Origin of the sequence: Mucilaginibacter mallensis (assembly GCF_900105165.1) — a bacterium.
GTDB lineage: Bacteria > Bacteroidota > Bacteroidia > Sphingobacteriales > Sphingobacteriaceae > Mucilaginibacter > Mucilaginibacter mallensis.
Window position 1 is genome coordinate 4,107,675 of record NZ_LT629740.1, and the last position, 25,653, is coordinate 4,133,327.

The window sequence follows — 25,653 nt, forward strand, 5'->3', positions numbered from 1 at the left end:
TTTAATCCCTCAATTTATCAACCTTCGCCGGATCAATGGTTTTATATCTCCGGTATACATTTAAAATTATAGCCAGGGCCACGGCTGTCGTAGCAGCGGCCAATACTATGGCAAACAGGGCGAACATTTGTCCGCCATTGGCAAAGCGATCATATTTACCAAAAGCTACCAGGTTAAGTATGGCAGCATTCAGCATCAGTTCAATTCCTATTAATATTTGTATGGCGTTGCGTTTTGATACCAGCATAAACAACCCGATGCAGAACAAAGCAGCGCTCACAATCAAAAAATCATTCATGGTGATCATGCCTTTTGCTCCTTTCGTGATAAATGCGCAGCGCCTACCAGGGCCATCATCAGTAAAATAGATATCGCCTCAAATGGCAGCAGGTAACGGGTCATTAAATTTATGCCGATGTTATCTGTCATATTTGAGTTTAGTTTGATATCACTATTTTGGCCGGTAGCATTTTTTATCCATACCAGGTTATTTACATCAACCTTAAATATCATCAGTATTAGCACAACAAAAAACAATACCGCCAATATTACCGAAGCTATTTTATTAGCACTTATAAACTGGTTCTTTTGTTTTTGAATGGCGTCCAGCGTTTCCTTACCTGATAGCATGAACGCAAACAATATCAGCACCAAAATACCGCCTACATATATTACCACCTGTGTAATGGCCACAAAATCAGCCAGCGACAATACATACAACCCCGCTAACCCAAACAGCGTAATAAAAAACATAAATACCGAGCGCACAAGGTTTTTAGTTGACGCTACAAATATTGCTGACGCCAAGGTGATGAAACTCATCAGGTAAAAAAGGATCTGAGCTATGTTCATGCGCCGCCCTCCTTTTGTTTCATGGCTGCTAATTTTGCTGCCGCGCGTTCTTCTATTTGTTTATCCAGCAGCTTGCGTTTTTCGGCTGCTTCTTCGGCTGTCATGTCAGAAAACTGGTAGGTTAGGTCGCTTAGCTCAAATACCGTTTTATCGTACTGATTGGTCATCACAATGCACTCCGTAGGGCATACTATAGTGCATAGACCGCAGTACATGCATTTGGCCATATCAATATCAAACTTGGCGGCATAAAGCATCTTCTTTGATCCATCGGATGTTTGGCCGATAACTTCCGTAGCCTTGATCGATTCGATATCAATGCAATTTACAGGGCATATTTTAGCGCAGAGGTCGCACACAATACAATCATCCATTTCCACATCCAGCTGGTAACGACCAACTTCAGGCACGGGCAGCTCCTGGCTTGGGTATTGTATGGTATTAGTGCCCTTTTCCAACTGCTTAAAGTAATTATTATCGCTCGCGGATATTACCTCCCGCTTGCCGTTTGAGGCAAAGAAGTGCCTGATGGTAAGACTAAGGCCCTTCCATGCAGTTGTAAATCCGTTTATTACTTTATTGTTCATTTCTTTTGTTCATTGGTTCACTCGTTCATTAGTTCATTGGTGCACTGGCGTCATAAAATTTCATGAACTATGCACCAATGAACTAATGAACTAGTGAACTACATCAGCCACAACCTCCATATACCCGATATAAGCATACATATAAACGCAAGTGGTGTTAACGCTTTCCAGCAAAGATTCATCAGCTGATCAACCCGCAGGCGTGGCAGCGTCCACCGTATCCACATCTGTATGCCTACCAATGATAGTGTTTTAATTACTATCCAGATAATGCCCCAGGCGGTGCCGGTTGTCCACGTTGCTAAATGTACCGATCCTATATTTGGTAATGGTGTGTTCCAGGCGCCTAAAAACAGTATAACGCTGATCATTGATACCAGGAACATCATTGAATATTCTGAAAAAAACACGAAGGCAAAGCGCCACCCGGTAAATTCGGTATGAAAACCTGCCACCAGTTCTGATTCTGCCTCTGGTATATCAAAGGGCGCGCGGTTACTTTCGGCCAGTGAAGCTATAAAATAGATCACGAACGCGATAATGAGGTGTGGCGCACGGAAAATGTTCCAACCGAAGAAACCACCGATTTTTGATACATCCCAAAAACCTAAAAACTTTATGCTTTCCGTTGATAAGATACCTTGCTGCGTGGCTATGTCCTGCATGTTGAGGGTTTGGGCTATCATCACTACGGATATCAGCGCAAAACCGGCGGGTATCTCATACGAGATGATCTGCGCTACGGAACGCATGGCCCCTAGTATGGAATATTTATTGTTCGATCCCCAGCCGGCCATTAATATGCCGAGGGTTTCTATAGCTATAATGGCAAAAATGTAATACAGCCCAAGGTTCATGTGGGTGGGCTCCAGTCCCGGCGCCCAGGGCATAGCTGCGAACCCCATGTATACGGCTAAAAATATAATAGCCGGGGCCAGCATAAATAAATATTTATCGGCAGCGGCAGGTATAATTAACTCTTTTTGGATGAGCTTTAGGCCATCGGCAAGGGTTTGCAGCATGCCGAATTTGCCGGTCTCCATTGGGCCGAGCCTGTCCTGTATAAACGCGGATACCTTACGTTCGGCATAAACGGCGAATAACGCGAACAGGGCTGTAAAAGCAAACAGCCCGATACCAATACCAAAAAATGTTATATAAAAATTCAATTGCGTTTACAAAAATGCAAACTTAATAAATTAGGTTGATTATGTTGATGCCTGATCGGGTGATTTAGGCATATTATCTATATCCCCCATTAACTTAGTCTACTTAAAAAACTAAATCAATACGATCAGCCAAATTTACCCCTTCATTGACACGAACTGTGATTTCACCGGGGCGTTGAAAAACATTGACGCATGTACATCGAAATCAGCGGTATCATCAGTAGTAGTAAAAAATTGTTGTGTGCCATTTTGGGTGATGCTTTGCTCCATTTCGGGATGTCGTTGCAAATAATCAACCAGGCTTTTGGCAACTATATCACCCTGGGCAACGGTTTTAATATGCTTGGGCAGGTAGGCATTTATTTTATCCTGTATCAATGGGTAATGGGTACATGCCAGCAAAATGGTATCAATATTTGGCGATTGCGCCATAATCTGATCCAGGTATTCCTTCACAAAATAATCTGCTCCGGGTTTATCGTATTCGGCGTTTTCAATAAGCGGCACCCAAAGCGGGCAGGCTTGCTGGTAAACCTTCAATTCAGGAAAAAAGTGATCTATCTCGATCAGATATGAACCTGATTGTACCGTACCTTTTGTGCCCAGTACCCCTATTTCTTTTGTTTGTGTATAGTTACCAATAACTTCGGCAGTTGGGCGAATAACGCCGAGCACTCTTTTTGCCGGGTCTTCGTTTTTCAGGTCCTGCTGTTGTATGGTGCGCAGCGCTTTGGCCGATGCAGTGTTACAAGCCAGTATAACAAGTGGGCAGCCCATTGCAAACATTTTTTGTACACACTCCCACGTATATTCATGTATAGCGCTAAACGAGCGATTGCCATACGGCGCACGGGCAGTATCGCCTAAATATAAATAATCATATTGCGGGAGTTGCTCGAATATTGAACGAAAAACGGTTAAACCGCCATAGCCTGAATCGAATATTCCAATAGGTTTGTTTTTTACCACGATAACAAAAATAAAAAAAGCGTTCCGTATATACGGAACGCTTTACATAAAATGTTTTTAGTATGAGATTACAATTATTGTAACCCTAATTTAGTTTTTACAGGTGCCATCAGGTTATCTCCCGCAGGTGATACTAAAAGCTCAACCTGGCCTGAATCTAATACATAAGCATAACCTTTTTCAGCAGCTACAGCTGTGATAGCAGCACGTACCTTATCAGTAAGTGGTTTTAAAAGCTCGTTGCTTTTTGCTTCGATTTGCTTTTGGGCGTTATCAGCAAATGCTTTGATACGGGTTTGCAGATCTGTTAATTCAGCTTCAGCAGCTGTGCGTGAAGCATCTGTCATTGTTGACCTACCAGCTTCGTATTTTTGACCTTTAGACTGATACTCTGAATTCATCGTAGCGTATTGATCGGCAAATGTTTTTTGATATGCCTGCATCTGAGTCTGCAAAGTTTTCATTTCCGGAAGCAGATCCATTAACTGATTTGTATTAATGTAACCAATTTTGCTTTGAGCCTTAGTAAAGCTGCTCATTGCAAATACCATGCATATTGCAACTAAAGCAACTTTTAATGATTTTTTCATTGTTCTGTTCTGTGTTTTAATAATTAGTGCGATTATATATATAAAATTTTTATTTAGCAAGTACTCCTGGTTTTAATCCCAGTTTAGTTATTACTTCGGCGCTTTTATCATATCTCGGGTTAGCGTACAACATAATCACTTCGCTGTTTTTGTCAAATATCATATCAAGATCGTCACTTTCTGCAACTCCCTGTACAGCTTTAGCTATACGATCCTGTATGGGCTTAATCAACGCGTTACTGCGCTGGGTGAGTTCGCCATCGGGCCCGAACTTGAGGCGCTGAAAATCTTTAGCCGCCTTTTCCTTATCGGCAATTTCAGCTTCCCGGCGCTTTTTCATATCAGGGGTCATCAACACCTGATCGGCCTGGTATGCTTTGTATAATCGGTCAACCTCCTCAAATTTACTATCCACCTCCTTTTGCCATTGATCAGACAATGCATTCAATTGTTTCTGTACCGAAATATATTCGGGCATATGTTTCAGAATATAATCTGAATCAACATAAGCAAAACGCTGGGCAAATGCCCCTGTAACTGCTATGAACGTAAAAAACAGTACTAAAATTATTCTCTTCATAAAATAATTTTTGGTTGTTAATTGAATCCTCCGCTTAAACTCTGAGAGATTGAAAAACTAAACTGTCCTTTGTTCGCGTCGGGTATACCTGGTATTTTATCAAAGCCGTAACCGTAGTCAAGACCAAGTAAACCAAATATAGGTAAAAATACACGTGCACCAATACCAACTGAACGCCTAATATCAAATGGGTTATAATCACTGAAATGATCCCATACGTTACCACCTTCAGCAAAGGCAAGTAAGAATATAGTTGCCGATTCACTGGCAATAACCGGGTGACGAAGCTCGAGTGTATATTTAGTATATATCGGGCTACCTACGTTGTTATCAGCAGTTGTACCTAATGGAGCAGTTTCAGGTATTACAGAGAAGTTTTGATACCCTCTTAAACCAATGATATCACTACCCTGTAAAAACTGGTAGCTCTGCATACCGTCACCACCTAACTTAAACCTTTCAAACGGTGATTGCGGTACGTTAGAGTTGTACTCGCCTAACCAGCCAAACCTTACCTGCGACATCAATACAAACTTACCGGCTATTCTTGTAAACCATTGCGCATCAAACTTCACTTTGTAGTACTCCACAAAATGGTAGATCTCTTCTGGAGTAGCAATCGCATAGTTTATATTGTTAAACAATGAATATGGCGGCGTACCCTGTAAAGTTAACTTCATGTTTGAACCCTGTGTTGGGAAGATAGGCACATCCAACGAGTTACGGCTAAGCTCCTGGGTTAACTTGATGTTGTATGAAGTACCATTCTGGAACAGGTAACCTGTATAGTTATCCAGATTATAGTGGTCAACGTTTAATGAGTAGTTTAACTGGAAGTAGTTATCAGGCCAGTTTAAGCGCTTACCTAAGGTAACACCAACACCATTAATACGTAACTTGTTATATAGCGGGTTGGTAGTTGCATAGTATTGCCCTGTTGAGCTTAACTGTGTATACGCCGAAACTGCGAAGTATATCGGTTTTTTACCACCTAACCATGGCTCAGAGAAAGTGAACGAGTAGTTCTGGTATGTTCTACCGCTCGACTGGCCTCTTAAGCTTAGCTTTTCACCATCACCTTTTGGCAGTGGTTTATAAGCTTTAAGATTGAAGATGTTACGGATAGAGAAGTTATTGAACGTTAAGCCCAGTGTACCTACCAACTGTCCGCCACCAAAACCGCCCGAAAGCTCTATCTGATCTGACGGTTTTTCAACCACGTTGAAGATAATATCAACAGTACCATCAGCCGGGTTAATGTTGGTTGGCTTAGGCTCTGTTTTTTGCTCATCAAAGTTACCTAACTGTGAAATTTCACGTGTACTGCGAATCAGCAGGTCCTTGTTGAACTTCTGGCCTGGTTTGGTACGGATCTCACGCATAACCACCTTATCGTTGGTTACATCGTTACCTTTTAATATAACGCGGTTAATAGTGTATTGAGGTCCTTCATAAACCCTTATATCCAAATCAACAGTATCGTTATATATTTTGGTTTGTACCGGATCGCCTTGATAAGTTAAATAACCATCGTTCAGGTATAGTGATGACACATCATCGCTGTTAGGCGTTGGGCCGCTAAGCCTTTTATTCAGCTGATCTTCACTAAATATATCACCTTTTTTAATACGCAGTATCCTGGTTAAAGCTTCAGCAGGGTATTTTGCATTACCAGACCATTTGATGTTACCAAAATAGTATTTAGGGCCTTCGTGCAATTTGATATGCACGTTTACGGTTTGATCGTCATGTTTATAAACAGTATCGCTCAGGATAGCCGCATCACGATAGCCTTTATCCTGCATCTGATCGATAAGGTTTTGCTTATCATCATCATATTTATCCTGCTTGAATTTTTTTGAACCAAACAGGTTATACCATTTTCTTGAACGTGTTTTTTTCAGGTATTTGCGGAGTTTTTTATCCGAAAACACTTTGTTACCCTCAAAGGTAACTTCGTTTATCATTACCTTTTCGTGCTTGTTAACCGCAACATCAAGTATGATACTATTAGCATCTCCCGGATCTTTCCTCTGCTTAATATCAACAGTGGTATTTAAAAAGCCCTTTTCATTAAAATGCCTTTTTATAATAGCAGCGGTTGTGCTCAGTAAGTTCTGGTTTACAATTTTGTTGGTTTTGTCGCTCAATTTTTTCTGCACATCGTCTATCTCGCCCTTGCGGATACCGGTTATATGCAGTTTCGACAAGCGTGGCAGCTCATGCACCGCTATTTCCAGGTAAATGGTATCCATATTAATGGAAGTAACATTTAACTGTACATCATCAAACAAACCTTGTTGGTACAGGTTTTTGATAACGCTGGCGTTAGCTTCACCCGGCAGGTTTATCTTATCGCCTTTTGTAAGTTTTGATATGGTTATCAATACATCTTTATCAAGATATTTAGTACCTGTAACAGTAATGCCACCTATTATATAATCCTTGGGATTAAGATAACTTAAACTATCAGCCGGAATTGACGATTTTAACAACGACTGCCTGGGTTGGCCGGGGCCCTGAGCCATTGCAGCGGCACTCAGAACAGTAAAAAGAATAGCAAAGAGAAATTTATTCATTCGAATATTTAAGTGGCTAAAAATAATTTATACAGTTGTTAAAAAGTGTTAAACGCAAAAATTTAATTCACCTGCTCGCTGGTGAGGCCAAAACGGCGTTCACGTTTTTGAAAATCAAGGATCGCTTCAAACAAATCCTCCTTACGAAAATCAGGCCATAATTTCGGCGTAAAATATAGTTCAGCATAGGCAATTTGCCATAGCAGGTAATTACTTATTCGGTATTCGCCGCTGGTTCTTATCAGCAATTCAGGATCGGGCATATTGCCGGTAAATAAATTATTCTCGAACATCTCCTCATCAATATCCTCTAAATTTATTTCGCCTTTTTGCACTTTAGCGGCAATTTCTTTGGCTGCGCGCACAATCTCGCGGCGCGAACTGTAGCTTAAAGCAAGTGTAAGCACCAGGCCGGTATTGCCTGCTGTTTGGTCAATAGCGCTTTTTAGCTCACGGTAACATCTTTCAGGTAGCATGGTTAAATCACCAATGGCATTAAGGCGTACATTCTTTTTCATAAAGTTGGCTATCTCTTTATGAATAGTGCTTACCATTAACTCCATAATAGCCATAACCTCCAGCTTGGGGCGGTTCCAGTTTTCTGATGAAAAGGTGTATAATGTAAGATATTGCAAACCCACATCGCAACTCCCCTCAACAACATCTCTAACGGAAAGTACGCCATTATGGTGACCGAATATTCTCAATTTGCCTTTCCCTTTAGCCCATCTGCCATTACCATCCATAATGATGGCTATGTGCTGAGGCAATTTTAACAAATCAATCTGATCCTTATATCCCATTTTATGCCGATTAATAAAAGCCGTAATTTGGATTACAAAGACATGCTTTTAATAAAGTTTGACCAGTAATATGATCAATAATAAATTACCTTTAGTTAATTATCCGTTAAAAATGACCCATTTTGGCCTGGTTTATAAGCCTTATTGTCATTTTTTTCAGGGTACAAAGGTAAAACTTAATTGTATTTTTTTTAGTATGCCGGGAAAGAAATTGTTTTCGGATATTTTTAAACAATTAAGCCGGTAACATTTAGCCCTTATCAGTAATCCAATGTGTATGTGGCATGTACAGCCTGTGAATGTAAATTTTAATTTTATATCCTATATTTAAAGCTCGCTTTCATTTTAAACTCATTATTATATATGCACAAGTATTTTACTTCAGTTGCAATTGCATGCATTTTTAGTGCCACTGCAATTGCCCAAGCGCCTCAGGCGCCTGCAACAAACACTCAACCAATATCAAAAAGCCGGATTTTGCAGGTTGATTCGGCGGTGGTTACCAAACATAAGGTAACTATTAAAGGCCAGGTTATCCCCTATACAGCTACCGCGGGCTGCATGCCCATATGGGATAATGACGGCAGACCCATTGCCGGCGTGTTTTATACTTACTATGAACGTGACGATGTTACCGACAGAGCAAACCGCCCGCTGGTTATTTCTTTTAACGGCGGCCCGGGCACACCATCGGTATGGATGGAAATAGGTTATACAGGTCCGCGGGTACTTAATGTTGATAGCGAGGGCTATCCTGTTCAGCCCTATGGTATCGGCGAAAATAAGAACTCTATACTGGATGTGGCCGATATTGTTTATGTTGACCCCGTTAACACAGGCTATTCAAGACCTGTAGATAAAAGCACGCCCGGCACAAAGTTCTTCGGCGTAAATGCAGATATTAAATACCTTGCCGAATGGATAAATACCTTTGTTACCCGTAAGGACCGCTGGGCATCGCCTAAATTTCTAATCGGCGAAAGTTATGGTACTACCCGTGTATCGGGCCTGGCGCTGGAACTGCAGAACTCACAATGGATGTATTTGAATGGTGTAGTACTGGTTTCACCAACCGATTTGGGTATTCAGCGCAGCGGGCCCGTAAGCGCGGCTTTAAAACTGCCTTATTTTGCCGCTACGGCCTGGTATCATGGCGCACTATCACCCGAATTACAGAAAAAAGAGCTGACCGATTTTTTACCTGAAGTGGAAGATTTCACCATTAATCAGCTCATCCCTGCCCTATCGCGCGGTGGTTTTTTGGATGATGCACAGAAAAAGGACATAGCAGCGAAAATGTCAAAATATAGTGGTCTATCAGAAAAAGTGATACTGGATAATAATCTTGACGTATCATACGACCTGTACTGGAAGGAGCTTTTACGTGACAAAGGTTTCACTATAGGCAGGCTTGATTCACGCTATAAAGGCATCGACAGGCAAACCAGCGGCAGCAGCCCTGATTATAACGCCGAGCTTACCGCATGGCTGCAGTCGTTTACCCCTGCTATTAATATTTATCTACGTAATGAGCTCAATTATAAAACCGATCTTAAATACAATATGTTTGGCGATGTATGGCCATGGGATAATGCCAACGACCAAACCGGCGAAAATTTAAGACAGGCTATAGCACAAAACCCATACCTGCATTTGCTCATACAATCGGGTTATTATGATGGTGCCTGCGATTATTTTAATGCTAAATACAGCCTTTGGCAGCTCGACCCAAGCGGCAGACTAAAGGATCGCCTGAAATGGGAAGGTTACAAAAGCGGCCACATGATATACTTACGTAAAGAGGAATTGGCCGTTGCCAGTGAAAACTTAAGGAAGTTTATACAGGAATCAATACCTAAGCCAGGACAAGCGGCTAAGTATTAGTTTTTTAGTTTGCAGTTGACAATACGTTAATCGGATGTCAACTGCAAACTTTAATATAATCAATAAATGCCCTTTTGTTTTAAAAGAGCAATATCCTTAGCTGCAATATCAACTATCGCATATCTATTTGTTTGGGTGATATTCAGCTCATCGATGGTGCTCACCAGGTTATTATAAACCGAATGTGCTGATGGTTTTATAATCACCATCATATCGCGACCGCTGGTTGCTTTTACCTGCTTACGTAACTCCAATATTGCTTTATTCAGATCATTGCCATAAGCGGTAACCTTTGGCGCTATCACAGGCTTATCAGCCATACCGAGGTACCACATGGCCTGGCCTTTACCCAGGCAGATAGTCATGGTGGACGATTCGGGTACAGCCATTCCCCCAGCACACTTATCGGGCATAACCAGCGACATAGCGCGCGATCTGGCGAGCGTGGTAGTGAGCATAAAAAAGGTAATGAGTAAAAATGCAAGATCAACCAATGCGGTTAGGTCCACGCGAACGGGCAACTTACTGGTTTGCCTGCCGCCTGATTTTCCGGAAGAAAGATTCAGCTCTGCCATGATTGTAAGGATTAAGGTTAAAGAATTGGTATCAAACGGCGTATAGGTTTGCCGCTTTTACTTTATAACGCAAGCGGATTGTATTTGTTGCAACATTGATGCAATAAAATATTCATAAATTGTCAGAACTCGAATTTTATGCATTAAGGAATTAATAGAATTCTGTTCATTCGAAAAATTCATAAAATTCGAGTTCAGATAATTGGGGCGTTCCCGCTATCCAGCGGGCCGGGCTGTTCGCTCATACTGCACAGGCATTAGGCTCAAGGCCGGTATCCGCTGCCATCCCTAACGCATTTTGTCAGAATCACAGATTAAACGGATCAGCTGATCTCACAGATTCAAAAAAAATCAGCGAAATAATTAAAATCTGCTCAAATCTGTGATTCGCCTTCTATCTGCTAAAATAACACTTCTCCGTAACGAAAGTGTACGATACGCCAAACTGCAGAAACAGGTAGGTATCATGCGGGCGCAAATCGCCGCGCTGGGTACCGGCAACACCGGTATATACGCCCGTCTTTTCGCCTGAGCGATCGGATAACGCGACTGCAATGGGACTAGTTAGCTTGCTTTTATCAGGGTACAGCCCGCTTACATCGTCAAGGTAGTCGGTATTGGGCTGGCGGTAGCCAATATCAGCACTTATGTTCCATTTGCCCGAGAAATTATATTTGATACCTGCACCATAAGGTATGGAGATGGCAGTTTTGGAATAAGGAGTTTCGCCCTCCGTAGCTAATGGGCGGAGGTTATAGGTTTGCCCCATGTAAGTAGCCTGCGGGTTATACCCTACTATACCTATACCTAAATAAATATAAGGGGTGTACCGGTTATGGCTCACATCGGGTATATACTCCATAAAATTAAACTCGCCTATAAGGCTTAGCTCCTGCAATGAGGTTCTGAAACTTAAATTACGGTTGCGAAACTGCTGGTTTGATGAAGTACTGTCGGCTCCTGCTATCGTACCGTATGTATAGTTTAGCTTGGCCGATACGTAACCGTTAAAATTACGCTGTACGTAACCACCGATAGCTATACCACTAAACTTGAGCGGGTTGGTTGGGTTAAGATCGCCCATGTAGCCTGATGCACCTAAAGCTCCGCCAAGTTCCCAGGTTTGTGCCTTTAAACTAAGTGAGATAAAGATTAAAAGTATAGTTATTGCAAATTTTGGCATTAATTAAATTTAATAATTGCGAACGTCAAGTCCCCATAATAATTTGTTCCTTAACGTTGATAAGTAACTTTCATTATTTAAACGTACTAAATTTAACTGAAAACCCGCCTTTTGTACACTAAAACGCATGGTTTTATCAATTGTAGCCGTGCGCGAATCGCATGATACCAGGTAATTGCTGCTACGGCTCTCTACTTCAAAAGTTATGGTGCTGCTATCGGGCAATACAACCGGCCTTACATTAAGGTTATGCGGTGATACCGGCGTTAAGACCAAACTGTTTGATTGCGGGAAGATAATTGGACCGCCGCAGCTTAATGAATACGCTGTTGAACCTGTTGGGGTTGATATAATGATACCATCGCCCCAATAGGCATTTAAAAACTCATTATCCATGTACACACGGGTAATGATCATGGCTGCATCATCGCGCTTATGGATGGTAATATCATTGAGTGCAAAGTTATCATCGCCAAAAACCTCGTTTTCAGAGTTTATGCTAATAAGGTCACGGCTATCCAGACTATAATCCTTATTTACTACTGCGAATATGGCGGCAGCTATATCACTCTTATTAATGGTAGCCAAAAAACCGAGCCTACCGAAGTTTATACCTATTACAGGTACACCTGTATTACGGATGACACTTACCATATCCAGCAAAGTGCCATCGCCGCCCAGGGTAATAAAAAGATCAATAAAGCCTTTTATCTTAACATCAGATCCTAAAACATGATAGGTTACGATCTTTATTTTATCGTTCAGGTAATCACTCAACTGATGGTGCACATAAATATCGACCCCATGCTGTGACAGGTTATCAAACACTTCCTGAACGTATGGTAATACATCTAAATTAAATGGCCTGCCGTAGATTGCTATTCTCATGCTATGCGGTTCATAGTTGGTAGTTCATGGTTCATGGTAGCTTCAATGTTCATACCTAATAATTGGTTTGTGTTACTTATAGTTTTAACTAATTTATAAAACACTATGAACTATGAACCATCAACTATGAACTTTTATAAATTTAAGTAATTCATTAATGAATCGTAACGATCTTTTGAGTTGTCGTTATCGCCGGTATGGTTAAAGGTAGCCTTAATATCATACTCGTAGCGCAAAAATGTTGCTATAATGGCTGATATATCTTGTTTATTGACCTTCAGGGTTACTTCTACACGGGTTGAATCAGGATAGGCATAAATATAGGAGCTCAGGATCTGCGCGTTATCAGACTCCACAATTTGCGACATGTGTGCCAGCGAATTGTTTTTATTGTTGATCTCCAGTACAATAATGCCGCCCGGCTGTGATACAGATGTAAGTCTTGCGAAATACTCATTCATGGCGTTGATAGATATCAGGCCCAAATAATTATTCTTGATATCAAGCACCGGCACAACAGTGAGTTTTTGCTCATAAAACAAACGGATAACATCATATATATGCTGATCTTCCCGTACATAAGGGTTCACCAGCGATAATGCCAGCGCGCCAATTTGTGTTTGATTGTCGGTTACATTAACCAGGTCATCCTCGGCAAGCATACCCAGGAACTGATCCTCGTTTACAATTGGCAGGTGCCTTACACGAAACTCCACCATACGGTCAACCACCTTCTGCACAGTGTCAGAGGTGTGAATGGGGGTAATTTCATCGGCAATCAGCTCAATTGCAAGCATGGTTATATTTTTTGTTTGTTTAAAAACTCCTTCAGGGCCTCATTAAACTCGGCCGGCTGCTCCATCATAGGGGCATGCCCGCAATGGTCTATCCAAACCAGATCCGACTTCGGCAGCATCTCATGAAATTCAACAGCAACTTCAGGAGGTGTAACTTTATCATTCTTTCCCCATATTAAACCTACGGGAATATGTATTTTATGGAGATCATCCTTCATGTTATGACGAATAGCCGATCTTGCCATAGCCAATATCCTAACAACGCGGTGACGGTCATTTATAGTCTTGAAAACATCATCAACCAGTTCTTTTGTTGCAGTTTTTGGATCATAAAAGGTAAATTCCACCTTCTCTCTCACAAAATCATAACTTTCGCGCCTAGGGAAAGTACCACCAAAAGCATTTTCATATAAGCCCGAACTGCCGGTTAATACCATGGCCTTTGCAAAACCAGGATGAGCCAATACATATATTAAACCCACGTGCCCACCTAATGAATTACCAATAATAGTAAAATCCTTTAGCTTTTTATACTTTACAAATTTGTGCACAAATTTTGAAACGGACTTAACACCTGTGGTTAGCAACGGCAGGTCATAAATTGGCAGCATGGGTATTATAACCCGGTAATTTGGTTTAAAATAGTTTACAGTTTCATCCCAATTACTTAATGCACCCATTAAGCCATGCAGTAACAACAACACCTCACCTTCGCCCTCATCGATATAACTAAACCCGTTTTGCTCTTTAAGCACGAAATCCATATAGATATTTTAATATTAAGTTGATAACCAGAACCAGTTTGTTATTTGGTTCAATTCCGGCTATCCGGTATAAAAATAGTTTATTGCGGTTGAGTTACAAGTTTTATTATTGTTTTTAATTGATTAAGTTTTGATTGTGCTGGTTAGTTGACTGGGTTAAAAACTTAATTAACTTTATCAACAACTCACCTAATCAACCAAATTACCCTAACAACTGTTTCACAACCTCTGATATTGTCCGGCCATCGGCTTTGCCGGCAAGCTCTTTATTTGCGGCACCCATAACTTTACCCATATCTTTAACAGATGTAGCGCCAACACGGGCTATCACCTCTTTTAAATAAGCCTCAACCTCGTCATGGGTCATTTGCTTTGGCAAATAGGCCTCAATTACTTCCAGTTCTTCCATTTCCACCTGGTACAGGTCGTCGCGGTTTTGTGTTTTATAGATCTCGGCTGATTCCTTACGCTGTTTTACCAGCTTTTGCAATACTTTGGTTTCGGCTTCAGGTGTTACCTCTTCGGCAGCGCCTTTTTCGGTACGGGCCAGTAATAATGCTGATTTTATTGCACGCAATCCGCGCAGCCTGTCGGCCTGCTTTGCCAGCATGGCCTGTTTAATATCCTGGTCTATTTGTGTGGTTAGTGACATGTTTTTTTTATGTAGTCCGGAAGTCGGGAAAGTCCGAAAGTCCGGAAGATCTTATTTTATGTTTTTACTTTTTACTTCCGGACCTTCCGACTTACCGGACTTTCGGACTAAAAAATTACTCTTTTATTTTTTTCACTTCCGGACTTTCCGACTTCTCGGACTTCCGGACTTAAATTACTTTCTAAATATAGTACTCCCGTTTGCCTGCGCTGTTGGCATAACAACCAGTTCGTTTATGTTTACATGTTTAGGGCGCGATACGGCAAACCAAATGGTTTCGGCTACATCATCAGCTACCAGCGGATCAAAGCCATCATAAACTTTTTTGGCCCTTGCATCATCTCCTTTAAACCTAACGTTTGAAAACTCTGTTTCAACAGCTCCTGGGTGTATCGCAGTTACCTTTATACCATGCGGCAAAAGATCCAGTCGCATGCCTTTATTAAGCGCGTCAACCGCATGTTTTGTAGCGCAATATACATTTCCATTAGTGTAAACATCAATCCCGGCAATCGAGCCTAAATTAACTATATGGCCGTTACCGTTGGCTATCATCCAGTTTGATACTATTTTGGTTACGTAAAGTAAGCCTTTAACATTGGTATCAATCATGGTATCCCAATCATCAAGATCGCCTTTATCAATCGGGTCAAGGCCCTGACTCAGGCCGGCATTGTTTATCAGCACATTTATCTTTTTCCATTTGGCGGGTAAAGCCTCCAGGTTTTCGATCACCTGCGCGCGGTCGCGCACATCAAATGATGATACTGCTACTTCGATATTATGCTTTTTGTTGAGCTGGGCTGCCAGTTTATCCAACCTGTCGAGCCGGCGGCCCGTTAGTACAAGATTATACCCTTCACGGGCGAATAGATGAGCGGTAGCTTCTCCGATGCCGGAAGTCGCTCCGGTAATTAATGCAATTTTGGCCATAGTGTAATAACTATTAGCTGCGAAATTAGTTTTTTTTAAACACTATTCGAAGTACAGGCTAAACATTAAAGTATGTAATGACAATTTGCTGATAGGCGCCGAGAATGGCTGATTTTCGGGAACCAGTACATTTCCCATTGAATTGGAGAGCTTAATCTCAGGCGACATTTTAAAATATTCGAAATAAATATCACAGCCTAAGCCTGCTTCATAAGAAGCATAGCCCGACACGGTTTTAACGGTTTTATCAAGCAGGGCCGCTTCTGCATCACTTTTTTTGGCCCCTATGGCATAAGAGTATTTTACACCGCCCAATAAATAAGCCCTGAAATTACCTAACCTGTCCGACTTTAGTTTCAATAACAAAGGAAAATCAACTGTAGTTGATTGTACTGATTTTTTAACATTATCACTTGGATTAGCATAAACATAACTCAGCTGGCGGTCGGCAAAAATTAGCGAGGGGGTAATACGGGCTTCCAGGTGCTCGGTAATCCGGTAACGTGTTAAAAATCCAACAGCGAAACCGGGTGAATTTGGTGAACTTAAACTATTTAAATCACTGGTGACCGGTGCATTACCATTTTGCTTATCTAAAAACGGACTGCGCCAGTCGGGATTTTTTAATATTTTGAAATAGGTGCTTACGTATGAAAAGGAAAAACCAAAGCTCAGATCCTGCTGATCGGCACCGCCACCCCATGCAAAAGGGCTCGGGGCCTCCTGGGCAAATAACAAATTACTGCAAAACAGTAGTACAATAATGGTTAAGTACCGTTTTTTAATCATTTAACGCCTGTATAAATTGAACAGATACCAAACGTTAAAGGCCTGTGTTTGGTATGCTTAAATCCTGCTTTATGCATCAGGCTGATAAATTTTTCTCCGTCGGGAAAAGCAGCCACCGATTCTGGTAAATAGCTATATGCCCGTGCATCCTTCGAAAATATCTTGCCTATGCCGGGTGTAATATAAGCAAAATAGAAATTATATAATTGCTTTATAGGGAAAGCTTTTGGTTTTGAAAACTCCAGGATCACTGCTTTGCCTCCTGTTTTTAGCACGCGATGAATATCGGCAAGACCAACTTCAAGGTTCTCAAAGTTACGAACGCCGAAAGCTACGGTAACCGCATCGAACGCGTCAGCCTCAAATGGGAGTTTTTCTGAGTCGCCCAGTTTTATCTCAAATTTATCGCCGAGCTGGCGTTTATCTATTTTTTGTTGCGCGATATCCAGCATGCCCTGCGAAATATCAACCCCGATAATTTTTTTCGGTTTTAAGATGGATAAGGCCTCAAAAGCAAAATCGCCGGTGCCGGTTGCTACATCCAGTATTAACTGCGGCTGATCTTTCTTCAGTTCGTTTATAGCTTTTTTACGCCAGATGATATCAATACCCAACGATAGAAAATGATTCAGAAAATCGTAAGTTTTGGATATATTATTGAACATATCGGCCACCTGCGCTTTTTTGGTAGCATCCTTATCCTGGTACGGGGTTATAGTTTCGCTCATAGAATGGGGCAAAGATAGTTTTTTTCGTTCATTGGTTCACTGGTTCATTAGTTCATTGGTCTTTTATGGCGTTAATATCGCCAACCAATCTACAGCTATGCACCAATCAACTAATGAACCAGTAAACTAATGAGCAAGCGACAATAATCCTCTTACATCCAATGCCCGCGTATACATAGTTAATTCTCCATCAGGACCCAATGGCCAGTCCTCGCGCGGGCGATCCCAATAGAGCTCAACGCCGTTGCCGTCAGGATCATCCAGGTATATAGCTTCGGATACGCCGTGATCTGATGCACCGGTGATGGGGTATTTGGCATCGATCAGTCTTTGCAGTATTTGGGCAAGATCTTTTCTTTCAGGATATAATATAGCTGTATGATAAAGTCCGGGAGCATATTCAGGTGCTGGTGGCGCGCCTTTGCTGTGCCATGTATTTAAACCAATATGGTGATGATAGCCGCCTGCTGAAATAAACGCGGCCTGATCGCCGTAAGCAGCCATTTTCTCAAAACCAAGCAACCCGGAATAAAAATCAAGCGACTTTTGCAGATCGCTAACCTTTAAGTGTACATGGCCAATACGGGTTTGGGCAGGAATTTTGTAATCTTCCATAATAATAAATGTTTAAACATCAAATTTAAGGAAAACAAATTTTACCTTTGTACAATGATTGTAAAATCTGCCGAGTTTATTTGCAGCAACACCCAAATTTCTAAACTGCCACCACCGGTAAAGCCCGAGTATGCTTTTATCGGAAGGTCGAACGTGGGGAAGTCGTCCCTTATTAATATGCTTACCGCTAAAAAGGGATTAGCAAAAACTTCACAAACTCCGGGTAAAACCCAGCTGATCAACCATTTCCTGATCAATGATAACTGGTATATTGTGGATTTGCCGGGCTACGGCTATGCCCGTGCCTCAAAAAGCAAAAAAGCAGACTGGGATAAGTTCATTCACACTTACCTGGATAAAAGAGAGAGCCTTCAATGCGTAATGGCACTGATAGACAGCAGACTTGAGCCCCAAAAGATCGACCTGGAATTTTGCAACTGGCTAGGTGAAAAAGGTTTATCGTTTGTGTTGGTATTTACCAAGGCTGATAAGCAATCATCAGTAAAGACAGATCAGAACATCGCTAAATTTAAAAAAGCGCTTTTAGCTACATTTGATGAGGTACCTGATATTTTTGTAACCTCATCGGAAACGCATGACGGCCGGGATGAGATTTTAGGTTTTATTGGAGGGATAAACCAGGGGTTTGTAGTGCCGGCAACATTCGGTTCCCCTCTTGAGAGGGGTTAGGGGTGTGTTATACGACATAAAAGTATGCCGCGCAAAATCATACCCTATAACTCAAACCTAAAACAATTGGCCCGCAAGCTGAGGAATGAAAGTACATTAGGTGAAACTTTGTTATGGAAGGAAATTAAGAATAAACAATTTCATGGTTATGATTTTCATCGACAAAACCGCTTTTAAATTATATAGTAGATCTGTATTGTTATGAATTAGATCTGGTGATAGAAATAGATGGAAGCTATCATAACCATATTGAAACTTATGAATTAGATTTGTTGCGTGAAAAGGAATTGGAAGCTTATAATTTAACTATCATAAGATTTACTGAGCAAGAAGTAAAAAAAACATAACAAATGTTTTGAGAACGATTGAAACGTACATTTTAGCATACGAGAATAACGCAGAACACACCCCTAACCCCTCTCAAGAGGGGAACTAGAAATACATCAAATGAAAAAATATCTATCATTAGTAACCTTTACACATACTATTTTCGCGATGCCGTTTGCCTTTATTGGCTTTTTTTTGGCGGTGACTACTACTGAACACAAGTTTGATTGGGTGAAACTAGTACTGATGGTATTGTGTATGGTATTTGCCCGCAACTCGGCGATGGCATTTAACCGTTATTTGGATAGAAATATTGATGCTAAAAACCCGCGGACCAAACAGCGTGATATACCTTCGGGCAGGATCAGTCCGGCGGCGGCGTTGACTTTTACTATTACTAACTGCCTGCTGTTTATTGGCACCACCTGGTTTATTAATCCGCTTTGTTTTTTCCTTTCGCCGGTGGCTTTGTTTGTGGTATTGGGTTATAGCGCAACTAAACGCTTTACGGCTTTATGCCATTTAGTTTTAGGCCTGGGTTTATCATTAGCACCTATCGGCGCCTATTTGGTGATTACCGGGAGTTTCGCAATTACGCCACTGTTCTTCTCTCTATCAGTTTTATGCTGGGTGAGCGGTTTCGATATTATTTACGCTTTACAGGATATTGATTTTGATCAGGATGAAAAATTACATTCTATACCCGCTTATCTGGGTAAGGTAAATGCTTTGAGGTTATCTACGTTTTTGCATGTACTATCGGCCATATTTGTGATTATGCCGGTATTCTTTACGCATGTGGGTATCCCCTATTACATAGGTATTATATTCTTTTGTTCAATGCTGGTATACCAGCACCTGCTGGTTAAACCTAACGACCTGAGCCGGGTTAACTTCGCATTCATGACCACCAATGGCATTGCCAGCGTGGTGTTCGCGGTTTTCTTTTTACTGGATAGGTTGTGGATACGATAGTTTCTTAATAAGGTTAAAGCTGAAAGGCGAAAGCTAAAAGGTATATGCACAATGCTCCTTTTAGCTTTCGCCTTTTACCTTTCAACTCACTACCGTAATTCCTGATCGTTTTTTTCCTGGTAGGTTTTAAAGGCGAGATAGAAAAACAGAGCCGCCGGAACAACATCAAATGCAATATCTCTTGTTGCTATCATTGATGGGTACGCGGTTATAATATCTTTCACCAACAGTATAAGTGCGATGATGCCGCCGATCAGGTATAAATAGAAGAATTTCTTGCTCATAATTTTCGTTTTACACAGTTGTAAACTGTTATGATCCGGGGTTTCAGTCATAGACTGAAACCAGCGGTGCCTTCCTGTCATTTCGAACGATAGAGAGAAATCTTCTGGGAAGATGCAAAGCGGATATGCAAGTCGCAGAAGATTTCTCCTCGTACCTCGTCGAAATGACAAAGAGGTTTTAGATATTATTTACTTCACCCTCCTAAATACCGAAGCTCCCAACGGTGGTATAGTTACGTTAATGGAATCTTCCCTGCCGTGCCAGTTCACTTTTTCTGAAGTTACCGCATCATAATTAATGATACCGGTACCCCAGAAATTTTCAGCATCGGAGTTGAAAATCTCTTTCCACTGACCGCTATCAGGTACACCAACCCTAAAATCATAACGTACAACCGGGGTCATGTTCAGTACTATCACCAGGTCGTTTACGCTTTCATAACCTTTACGGGTATATATCAGTATAGAATCATTAGCATTACCGCCATCTATCCACTCAAACCCCGAACCATCAAATGCCTTTTCATATAGAGCAGGTTCTGATCGGTACAGTTTATTTAATGCTTTAACTGTTTCTTTTATACCATTATGGTTAGGATATTCCAATACATACCATTCCAGCGATTTTTCAAAGTTCCATTCCGTTCCCTGGCCAAATTCGCCCCCCATAAAGAGTAGTTTTGCTCCCGGATGGGTGAACATATAGCTATAGCACAGGCGCAGGTTGGCAAATTGCTGCCACTCATCACCCGGCATTTTACGCAGCATCGAGCCTTTGCCATATACCACCTCATCATGCGAAAAAGGCAGCATAAAGTTTTCGGTAAAGGCATATATTAAGCTGAATGTGATCTGGTTATGATGATATTTGCGATTAATCGGATCTTCAGAAAAATACTTTATAGTATCATGCATCCAGCCCATCATCCATTTCATGCCAAAACCTAAACCGCCTAAATATACCGGCCGACTAACACCTGTAAATGCAGTTGATTCCTCTGCAATAGTTTGCACATCGGGGAAATGACTATAAACAGCTTCGTTAAATTCTTTAAGTAATGATACAGCTTCCAGGTTCTGGTTGCCACCGTAAATGTTTGGCTCCCATTCACCTGCTTTGCGCGAGTAATCCAAATAAAGCATTGATGCCACCGCATCCACGCGCAAGCCATCCACATGGTAACGGTCAAGCCAAAATAGGGCGTTACTGATCAGGAACGCACGTACCTCGTTACGGCCATAGTTAAATATGTATGATTTCCAGTCGGGATGGAAGCCTTTTCTTACGTCAGCATGCTCATATAAGTGTGTGCCGTCAAAATTATATAAGGCATGTACATCTCCCGGGAAATGCGAAGGCACCCAATCCAGTATTACCCCGATATCAGCTTGGTGCAATTCTTCTATCAAATACATCAGGTCCTGCGGTGAGCCGTAACGTGATGATGCCGCATAAAAACCGCTGATCTGGTAACCCCAGCTTGGGTAATACGGGTGCTCCATTATCGGCATAAACTCCACGTGGGTAAAGCCCATTTCCTGTATGTAAGGCACCAGTTTGGCAGCAAGCTGACGGTAAGTTAAAAACTCATCGGGGCTCTCCACACTACGCGCCCATGAGCCAACGTGCATTTCATAAACAGAATAAGGCCTGTCAAGCGCATTATGCTCGTAGCGCTTGTGCATCCATTCCTTATCACGCCATTCGTAATAGGTATCTACAACAATCGACGCTGTGTGCGGCGGCAATTCCCAGCGTAAAGCAAACGGATCACTTTTTTCAAGGTCTTCGCCCGTTGATGATTTTATGTAGTATTTATAAGTTTCGCCAACGCCAATATTGGGGATAAAACCTTCCCAAATACCTGATGCATCCCAGCGGGCATTAAGTCCGTGCGAGCCGCGGTTCCATCCGTTAAAATTCCCTACCACAGCAACATACTGCGCATTGGGTGCCCAAACAGAAAAGTAAGTACCTACAATACCTTTATGTTCAACCACATGGGCGCCAAACTTCTCGTACAATTTATAGTGCTTGCCCGATTTAAATAAGCCGATATCGAAATCAGTAAAACGACTGTAAGGCTCAACACTTTTTAGCACAATTTCTTCAACAACAGGATCTGTAGCCTTTGCAGGCGAACTCTTTTTTACCGGTGAACTCTTTTTTACTGCCTTAACAGGTTTTGTTTCGGCATCTACAACTTTAGCAGCTTTTTTTGTTGTTGCTTTTTTTGCTGTCGGTTTCTTTGCTGGTTCAGGTGTTTCGGGGTCAACTTTCTTTTTAGCCATTGTATTTATTATTTAGAAGCCCGAAATAATAATTCCGGGTTCCTTTTTATATTATCTATAACAATACAGGTACTGCTAAGTGTTTTCAAATCCAACAATCCGGTTGAAATTTTATCACAAAAAACAGAACATGCTTATGCTTTTTAAGGTAGTCCTAATTCATTACACACGGCCATTAATCCACAACCCAGGTTCACACCGCCGCGATTGCTAAATATACTTTTAATATTCGCTGTTTTAGTACTTTCCGAAGTCAGTTTAAGGTGCGGTATTTCAACAACCCTTTTCGGCCATTAAATTACAGTATCTATATATAATTGGTTTTATATTGGTATTAAATGTAAGCTTATTTTTCTGGTATAAACTAAAGAAAATTTTCGCTGTAATGTTTTGGGCGTTGCATTAATGTAATCATTAAAATAATATTACAATTAGGGCGTTGCCTCCAGCCCGGGCTGTTCACTCATACTGCACAAGCCTTAGTCACAAGCCGGTATCCGCTACCATCCCTAACGCGGAGCTTCGACGCGCTCCGTTGACTCACCCCGACTTCGTTTCACTAGTCAACCCTCTCTGCGGCAAGCCGCAAAGAGGGTGAACTTCTTTTTCTTCAATCGCCATTGCGAGGAATGGTTTTACTTATAAATCTCTATGTGCTTAAAATTCTTACTGAATTTAAACTCCGTCACTTTATCCTTACCTGTTGTAAAACTGGTTATCTCCTTACCATCGGCAACAATCTTGCCTGGTTTAAACGGCAGGCCTAGCAGGTTAAAATGATAGCCTTCGTATCTTGGCGTATATAAACCTTCCATACTTTGTTGTATGGTTAATTTTTTATTATCGCCATTTACCACAAATTTTTTCTCGAGGTAGATATCCTGCTCATAGGCAAATGTTTCGCCGTAATCCTCAAAAAGGAAAGAGTTTACCTCGTAATCACTGTAATAGATATTCAGTTTAACTTCTTCAATTTCCTTTTCGCCGATGTATTGCATTACCGGGTATTCAGGTATAACTGAACCTGCTTTTATGAAGATTGGGATAGTTTCCAACGGTGTGGCAACCATTGTTTCCTGTCCGCCGTCAGCCATTTCATTTGTCCAGAAATTATACCATTTTCCTTTTGGCAGATATACTTTCCTGCTGGTTTGGCCTGGCTGCATAACCGGGCAGATCAGTATTTTATCGCCATAAGTAAACTCATCCTGGCGGAAATGATTCAGCAGCACATCCTGCTCCTGCATCACTATCGGCCTTAAAATTGGAAAACCATAACGATGATGCTCCCAAAAAGTTGAATACAAATAAGGGATCAGCCTGTAACGCAGCTCAATAAATTTGCGGTTGATGGCAGTATATGGCTCGCCAAAGCTCCATGGCTCACGCTCCTTGGTATCACCCGCAGAGTGCGCGCGCATAAATGGTGAAAAAGTTCCCATCTGTATCCAGCGGGTAAATAGTTCGCCATCCGGTTCGCCGCTAAAACCACCGATATCAGTACCACAGAACGGGATACCCGATACTGATAAGCGCTGACATTGGATATTGCCCAGCTGTAAATGCTCCCACGATGCCACGTTATCCCCCGTCCACACGGATGAATAACGCTGTACGCCTGAGTAGCCTGCCCTGGTGATAGTAAAAGGGCGCTTATTTTTCATGATGGTGCGCAAACCCTCATAGGTAGCGCGTACCATTTGCATACCATAAACATTATGAGCCTTACGGTGCGATCCGCGGAAACCATCGTACTGGTGGCGCACATCATCAGGGAAAGTACCTGCACCAAAAACGGCAGGCTCATTCATATCATTCCAAACACCGGCAACGCCCATCTCTACCAGCTCATCAAACAAACCACCCCACCAGGTACGTACCTCGGGGTTGGTAAAATCAGGGAACTGACATCGGCCCGGCCATACGTGGCCCTCCATAAAGTAGTCATCGCTACGGCGACAAAAATATCTGTTGGCCTTACCCTCTTTAAACACCGAATAATTATCATCCACACGAATACCCGGATCAATAATTACTACCGTTTTAAAACCTTCGGCAGCTAATTCGCTAATCATTTTCTTTGGATCAGGAAAATATTTGCGGTTCCAGGTAAAACAACGGTAACCGTCCATATAATCTATATCAAGGTAGATACCGTCGCAAGGGATCTTATTCTCTCTAAAGCCTGTTGTTATTTTCCTAACCTTAGCCTCCGGGTAATAGCTCCAGCGGCATTGGTGGTAGCCTAATGCCCACAGTGGCGGCATAGGGTGCGTACCTGTTAAAATATGGTAGCTTTTTACCACATCCATCATATGCGGGCCGTGGATATAATAGTATTGCAGCTCGCCGCCATCAGCCCAAAAGCTGGTTTTGGTTTTATCTTCGGCACCAAAATCAAACTGTGCCTTAAAAGTATTATCAAAGAAAATTCCGTGAGCTATATTATCATTCAGGCTGATATAAAAAGGGATGCTACGGTAAAGCGGATCCTGGTTCCAGGCGAATGAATAAGCATCGGTATTCCAGTTTTTTAACCTTTTGCCACGCAGGTTAAGTTCTGTTGGTTTATCTCCAAGGCCAAAGAAGCTTTCCTCGGTAGCGCAGGTCTTGGTGCAGAACACATAATAACCACCAAATTTAACGTTCTCTTCCCAGTGCATCGGTACAGCATCAGCACTGGTAATATGGTTCTTCTTATCAGAAAATGATATAAAAAAGTCTTTCTTGCGGATGTGGCAGTTTACCACACGCGATGAAACAATATATTCTGATTCGTTTTCAAGCAAAATGAATGCGGCATCCTTATGCACCAGTTTAGGTACAGCATAGGAAAATTCATCTAAAAACACGCCGTGCGGGGCTAATCTTACCCGGATAATTTCATCAGTAACCACTACTACCTCAACCTTAGCGTCGCCATCAGTAAAGTAGATTTTATTTCCCAATTGTTCCGCATGATTGGGAACACCAAGATACTTTTTTATAACCGGCTTAATATCAGCCGCAGGGTTATTTACGTGGTGAAACTCCTCTTCCTCTTCAAGTAATTTATTGATTAACAGCTCCGTATTTAGTATCTTATCTTCCATTAAAAGTAATTAGTCGTTAATAATTCGCGCACCTATCAATATCCTATACGCAATAT

The 25,653-nt window shown here is 41.6% G+C and carries 25 protein-coding genes and 1 pseudogene; 4 read left to right on the forward strand and 22 right to left on the reverse strand.

The genetic code is table 11. The features are described from left to right. Position 1: 1 nt before the first annotated feature. From nuoK to BLU33_RS16505, 9 genes are all read right to left on the reverse strand, one after another. Positions 2–307, reverse strand: coding sequence for an NADH-quinone oxidoreductase subunit NuoK (nuoK, locus tag BLU33_RS16465; RefSeq protein ID WP_091375379.1), 306 nt, complete (start codon positions 305–307; stop codon positions 2–4). After that, positions 304–822 carry an NADH-quinone oxidoreductase subunit J family protein gene (locus BLU33_RS16470; RefSeq protein ID WP_232009316.1) on the reverse strand — a complete coding sequence of 173 codons (519 nt, stop codon included), beginning with the start codon at positions 820–822 and terminating at the stop codon, positions 304–306. The genes nuoK and BLU33_RS16470 overlap by 4 nt, the downstream gene beginning before the upstream one ends. Positions 823–848: 26 nt before the next feature. Beyond that, on the reverse strand, positions 849–1,439 hold the full coding sequence (locus BLU33_RS16475; protein WP_091375385.1) for a 4Fe-4S dicluster domain-containing protein: 591 nt from the start codon (positions 1,437–1,439) through the stop codon (positions 849–851). A gap of 98 nt (positions 1,440–1,537) precedes the next feature. Next, positions 1,538–2,608, reverse strand: a complete 1,071-nt coding sequence (nuoH, locus tag BLU33_RS16480; RefSeq protein WP_091375388.1) for an NADH-quinone oxidoreductase subunit NuoH — start codon at positions 2,606–2,608, stop codon at positions 1,538–1,540. 135 nt (positions 2,609–2,743) lie between these two features. Further along, entirely contained in the window at positions 2,744–3,577 is an 834-nt protein-coding gene (gene murI / locus BLU33_RS16485; protein ID WP_091375391.1) for a glutamate racemase, read from the reverse strand. 74 nt (positions 3,578–3,651) lie between these two features. Further along, positions 3,652–4,167, reverse strand: a complete 516-nt coding sequence (locus BLU33_RS16490; protein ID WP_091375392.1) for an OmpH family outer membrane protein — start codon at positions 4,165–4,167, stop codon at positions 3,652–3,654. Positions 4,168–4,216: 49 nt separating this feature from the next. Continuing rightward, on the reverse strand, positions 4,217–4,747 hold the full coding sequence (locus BLU33_RS16495) for an OmpH family outer membrane protein (RefSeq protein WP_091375395.1): 531 nt from the start codon (positions 4,745–4,747) through the stop codon (positions 4,217–4,219). A 17-nt stretch (positions 4,748–4,764) separates the two neighbouring features. Next, on the reverse strand, positions 4,765–7,326 hold the full coding sequence (gene bamA / locus BLU33_RS16500) for an outer membrane protein assembly factor BamA (RefSeq protein ID WP_091375397.1): 2,562 nt from the start codon (positions 7,324–7,326) through the stop codon (positions 4,765–4,767). A gap of 62 nt (positions 7,327–7,388) precedes the next feature. After that, positions 7,389–8,129 carry an isoprenyl transferase gene (locus tag BLU33_RS16505; RefSeq protein ID WP_091375400.1) on the reverse strand — a complete coding sequence of 247 codons (741 nt, stop codon included), beginning with the start codon at positions 8,127–8,129 and terminating at the stop codon, positions 7,389–7,391. 363 nt (positions 8,130–8,492) lie between these two features. Between BLU33_RS16505 and BLU33_RS16510 the strand changes: the two genes are divergently transcribed. Beyond that, complete coding sequence (locus BLU33_RS16510; protein WP_091375402.1) at positions 8,493–10,013, forward strand: S10 family peptidase; 1,521 nt, start codon at positions 8,493–8,495, stop codon at positions 10,011–10,013. 59 nt (positions 10,014–10,072) lie between these two features. Here the strand turns inward: BLU33_RS16510 and BLU33_RS16515 are convergent, their stop codons facing one another. The 10 genes from BLU33_RS16515 to BLU33_RS16560 all read right to left on the reverse strand — a co-directional run bounded on the left by BLU33_RS16515 (position 10,073) and on the right by BLU33_RS16560 (position 17,937). Further along, a complete protein-coding gene (locus BLU33_RS16515) occupies positions 10,073–10,588 on the reverse strand; it encodes an ExbD/TolR family protein (RefSeq protein WP_091375405.1) in 516 nt (171 codons plus the stop codon). Between the two features lie 394 nt (positions 10,589–10,982). Beyond that, positions 10,983–11,771, reverse strand: a complete 789-nt coding sequence (porG, locus tag BLU33_RS16520) for a type IX secretion system protein PorG (protein WP_091375408.1) — start codon at positions 11,769–11,771, stop codon at positions 10,983–10,985. Between the two features lie 9 nt (positions 11,772–11,780). Continuing rightward, a complete protein-coding gene (locus BLU33_RS16525; RefSeq protein ID WP_091375411.1) occupies positions 11,781–12,659 on the reverse strand; it encodes an NAD kinase in 879 nt (292 codons plus the stop codon). Positions 12,660–12,793: 134 nt separating this feature from the next. Further along, positions 12,794–13,456, reverse strand: a complete 663-nt coding sequence (locus BLU33_RS16530; protein WP_091375413.1) for a CBS domain-containing protein — start codon at positions 13,454–13,456, stop codon at positions 12,794–12,796. A 2-nt stretch (positions 13,457–13,458) separates the two neighbouring features. Beyond that, complete coding sequence (locus BLU33_RS16535) at positions 13,459–14,220, reverse strand: alpha/beta fold hydrolase (RefSeq protein ID WP_091375416.1); 762 nt, start codon at positions 14,218–14,220, stop codon at positions 13,459–13,461. A gap of 202 nt (positions 14,221–14,422) precedes the next feature. After that, on the reverse strand, positions 14,423–14,872 hold the full coding sequence (locus tag BLU33_RS16540; protein WP_091375419.1) for a GatB/YqeY domain-containing protein: 450 nt from the start codon (positions 14,870–14,872) through the stop codon (positions 14,423–14,425). Positions 14,873–15,046: 174 nt separating this feature from the next. Beyond that, positions 15,047–15,805 (reverse strand): SDR family NAD(P)-dependent oxidoreductase, encoded by a 759-nt coding sequence (locus BLU33_RS16545; RefSeq protein WP_091375422.1) that lies wholly within the window; start codon positions 15,803–15,805, stop codon positions 15,047–15,049. A gap of 42 nt (positions 15,806–15,847) precedes the next feature. Then, the gene (porT, locus tag BLU33_RS16550) at positions 15,848–16,594 is read right to left on the reverse strand and encodes a type IX secretion/gliding motility protein PorT/SprT (protein ID WP_091375425.1); all 747 of its coding nucleotides are present in this window, start codon (positions 16,592–16,594) and stop codon (positions 15,848–15,850) included. Then, positions 16,591–17,322, reverse strand: coding sequence for a bifunctional demethylmenaquinone methyltransferase/2-methoxy-6-polyprenyl-1,4-benzoquinol methylase UbiE (gene ubiE, locus BLU33_RS16555; RefSeq protein ID WP_091375428.1), 732 nt, complete (start codon positions 17,320–17,322; stop codon positions 16,591–16,593). The genes porT and ubiE overlap by 4 nt, the downstream gene beginning before the upstream one ends. Positions 17,323–17,448: 126 nt before the next feature. Beyond that, positions 17,449–17,937 (reverse strand): VOC family protein, encoded by a 489-nt coding sequence (locus BLU33_RS16560; protein WP_091375431.1) that lies wholly within the window; start codon positions 17,935–17,937, stop codon positions 17,449–17,451. A gap of 54 nt (positions 17,938–17,991) precedes the next feature. Here BLU33_RS16560 and yihA point away from each other — a divergent pair, with 54 nt between their 5' ends. The 3 genes and pseudogenes from yihA to BLU33_RS16575 all read left to right on the forward strand — a co-directional run bounded on the left by yihA (position 17,992) and on the right by BLU33_RS16575 (position 19,929). Continuing rightward, complete coding sequence (yihA, locus tag BLU33_RS16565; RefSeq protein ID WP_091380734.1) at positions 17,992–18,627, forward strand: ribosome biogenesis GTP-binding protein YihA/YsxC; 636 nt, start codon at positions 17,992–17,994, stop codon at positions 18,625–18,627. A gap of 24 nt (positions 18,628–18,651) precedes the next feature. Continuing rightward, positions 18,652–18,974: pseudogene (locus tag BLU33_RS25700) on the forward strand (endonuclease domain-containing protein). Between the two features lie 100 nt (positions 18,975–19,074). Beyond that, positions 19,075–19,929, forward strand: coding sequence for a UbiA-like polyprenyltransferase (locus BLU33_RS16575; protein WP_091375433.1), 855 nt, complete (start codon positions 19,075–19,077; stop codon positions 19,927–19,929). 89 nt (positions 19,930–20,018) lie between these two features. On the opposite strand, the gene BLU33_RS16580 is transcribed toward BLU33_RS16575, so the two are convergent. The 3 genes from BLU33_RS16580 to BLU33_RS16590 form a co-directional block, all read right to left on the reverse strand. Then, complete coding sequence (locus tag BLU33_RS16580) at positions 20,019–20,213, reverse strand: hypothetical protein (RefSeq protein ID WP_157682187.1); 195 nt, start codon at positions 20,211–20,213, stop codon at positions 20,019–20,021. A 189-nt stretch (positions 20,214–20,402) separates the two neighbouring features. After that, entirely contained in the window at positions 20,403–22,505 is a 2,103-nt protein-coding gene (glgB, locus tag BLU33_RS16585) for a 1,4-alpha-glucan branching protein GlgB (protein ID WP_091375438.1), read from the reverse strand. Between the two features lie 635 nt (positions 22,506–23,140). Beyond that, positions 23,141–25,597: a glycoside hydrolase family 31 protein gene (locus BLU33_RS16590; RefSeq protein ID WP_091375442.1), complete on the reverse strand. Its 2,457-nt coding sequence runs from the start codon at positions 25,595–25,597 to the stop codon at positions 23,141–23,143. Positions 25,598–25,653: the final 56 nt, after the last annotated feature.

Coding starts and splice junctions, on each gene's coding strand:
- nuoK (WP_091375379.1), bottom strand. CDS start 307: ATGATCACCATGAATGATTTTTTGATTGTGAGCGCTGCTTTGTTCTGC.
- BLU33_RS16470 (WP_232009316.1), bottom strand. CDS start 822: ATGAGTTTCATCACCTTGGCGTCAGCAATATTTGTAGCGTCAACTAAA.
- BLU33_RS16475 (WP_091375385.1), bottom strand. CDS start 1,439: ATGAACAATAAAGTAATAAACGGATTTACAACTGCATGGAAGGGCCTT.
- BLU33_RS16490 (WP_091375392.1), bottom strand. CDS start 4,167: ATGAAAAAATCATTAAAAGTTGCTTTAGTTGCAATATGCATGGTATTT.
- BLU33_RS16495 (WP_091375395.1), bottom strand. CDS start 4,747: ATGAAGAGAATAATTTTAGTACTGTTTTTTACGTTCATAGCAGTTACA.
- bamA (WP_091375397.1), bottom strand. CDS start 7,326: ATGAATAAATTTCTCTTTGCTATTCTTTTTACTGTTCTGAGTGCCGCT.
- BLU33_RS16505 (WP_091375400.1), bottom strand. CDS start 8,129: ATGGGATATAAGGATCAGATTGATTTGTTAAAATTGCCTCAGCACATA.
- BLU33_RS16510 (WP_091375402.1), top strand. CDS start 8,493: ATGCACAAGTATTTTACTTCAGTTGCAATTGCATGCATTTTTAGTGCC.
- BLU33_RS16515 (WP_091375405.1), bottom strand. CDS start 10,588: ATGGCAGAGCTGAATCTTTCTTCCGGAAAATCAGGCGGCAGGCAAACC.
- porG (WP_091375408.1), bottom strand. CDS start 11,771: ATGCCAAAATTTGCAATAACTATACTTTTAATCTTTATCTCACTTAGT.
- BLU33_RS16525 (WP_091375411.1), bottom strand. CDS start 12,659: ATGAGAATAGCAATCTACGGCAGGCCATTTAATTTAGATGTATTACCA.
- BLU33_RS16530 (WP_091375413.1), bottom strand. CDS start 13,456: ATGCTTGCAATTGAGCTGATTGCCGATGAAATTACCCCCATTCACACC.
- BLU33_RS16535 (WP_091375416.1), bottom strand. CDS start 14,220: ATGGATTTCGTGCTTAAAGAGCAAAACGGGTTTAGTTATATCGATGAG.
- BLU33_RS16540 (WP_091375419.1), bottom strand. CDS start 14,872: ATGTCACTAACCACACAAATAGACCAGGATATTAAACAGGCCATGCTG.
- BLU33_RS16545 (WP_091375422.1), bottom strand. CDS start 15,805: ATGGCCAAAATTGCATTAATTACCGGAGCGACTTCCGGCATCGGAGAA.
- porT (WP_091375425.1), bottom strand. CDS start 16,594: ATGATTAAAAAACGGTACTTAACCATTATTGTACTACTGTTTTGCAGT.
- ubiE (WP_091375428.1), bottom strand. CDS start 17,322: ATGAGCGAAACTATAACCCCGTACCAGGATAAGGATGCTACCAAAAAA.
- BLU33_RS16560 (WP_091375431.1), bottom strand. CDS start 17,937: ATGGAAGATTACAAAATTCCTGCCCAAACCCGTATTGGCCATGTACAC.
- yihA (WP_091380734.1), top strand. CDS start 17,992: ATGATTGTAAAATCTGCCGAGTTTATTTGCAGCAACACCCAAATTTCT.
- BLU33_RS16575 (WP_091375433.1), top strand. CDS start 19,075: ATGAAAAAATATCTATCATTAGTAACCTTTACACATACTATTTTCGCG.
- BLU33_RS16580 (WP_157682187.1), bottom strand. CDS start 20,213: ATGAGCAAGAAATTCTTCTATTTATACCTGATCGGCGGCATCATCGCA.
- glgB (WP_091375438.1), bottom strand. CDS start 22,505: ATGGCTAAAAAGAAAGTTGACCCCGAAACACCTGAACCAGCAAAGAAA.
- BLU33_RS16590 (WP_091375442.1), bottom strand. CDS start 25,597: ATGGAAGATAAGATACTAAATACGGAGCTGTTAATCAATAAATTACTT.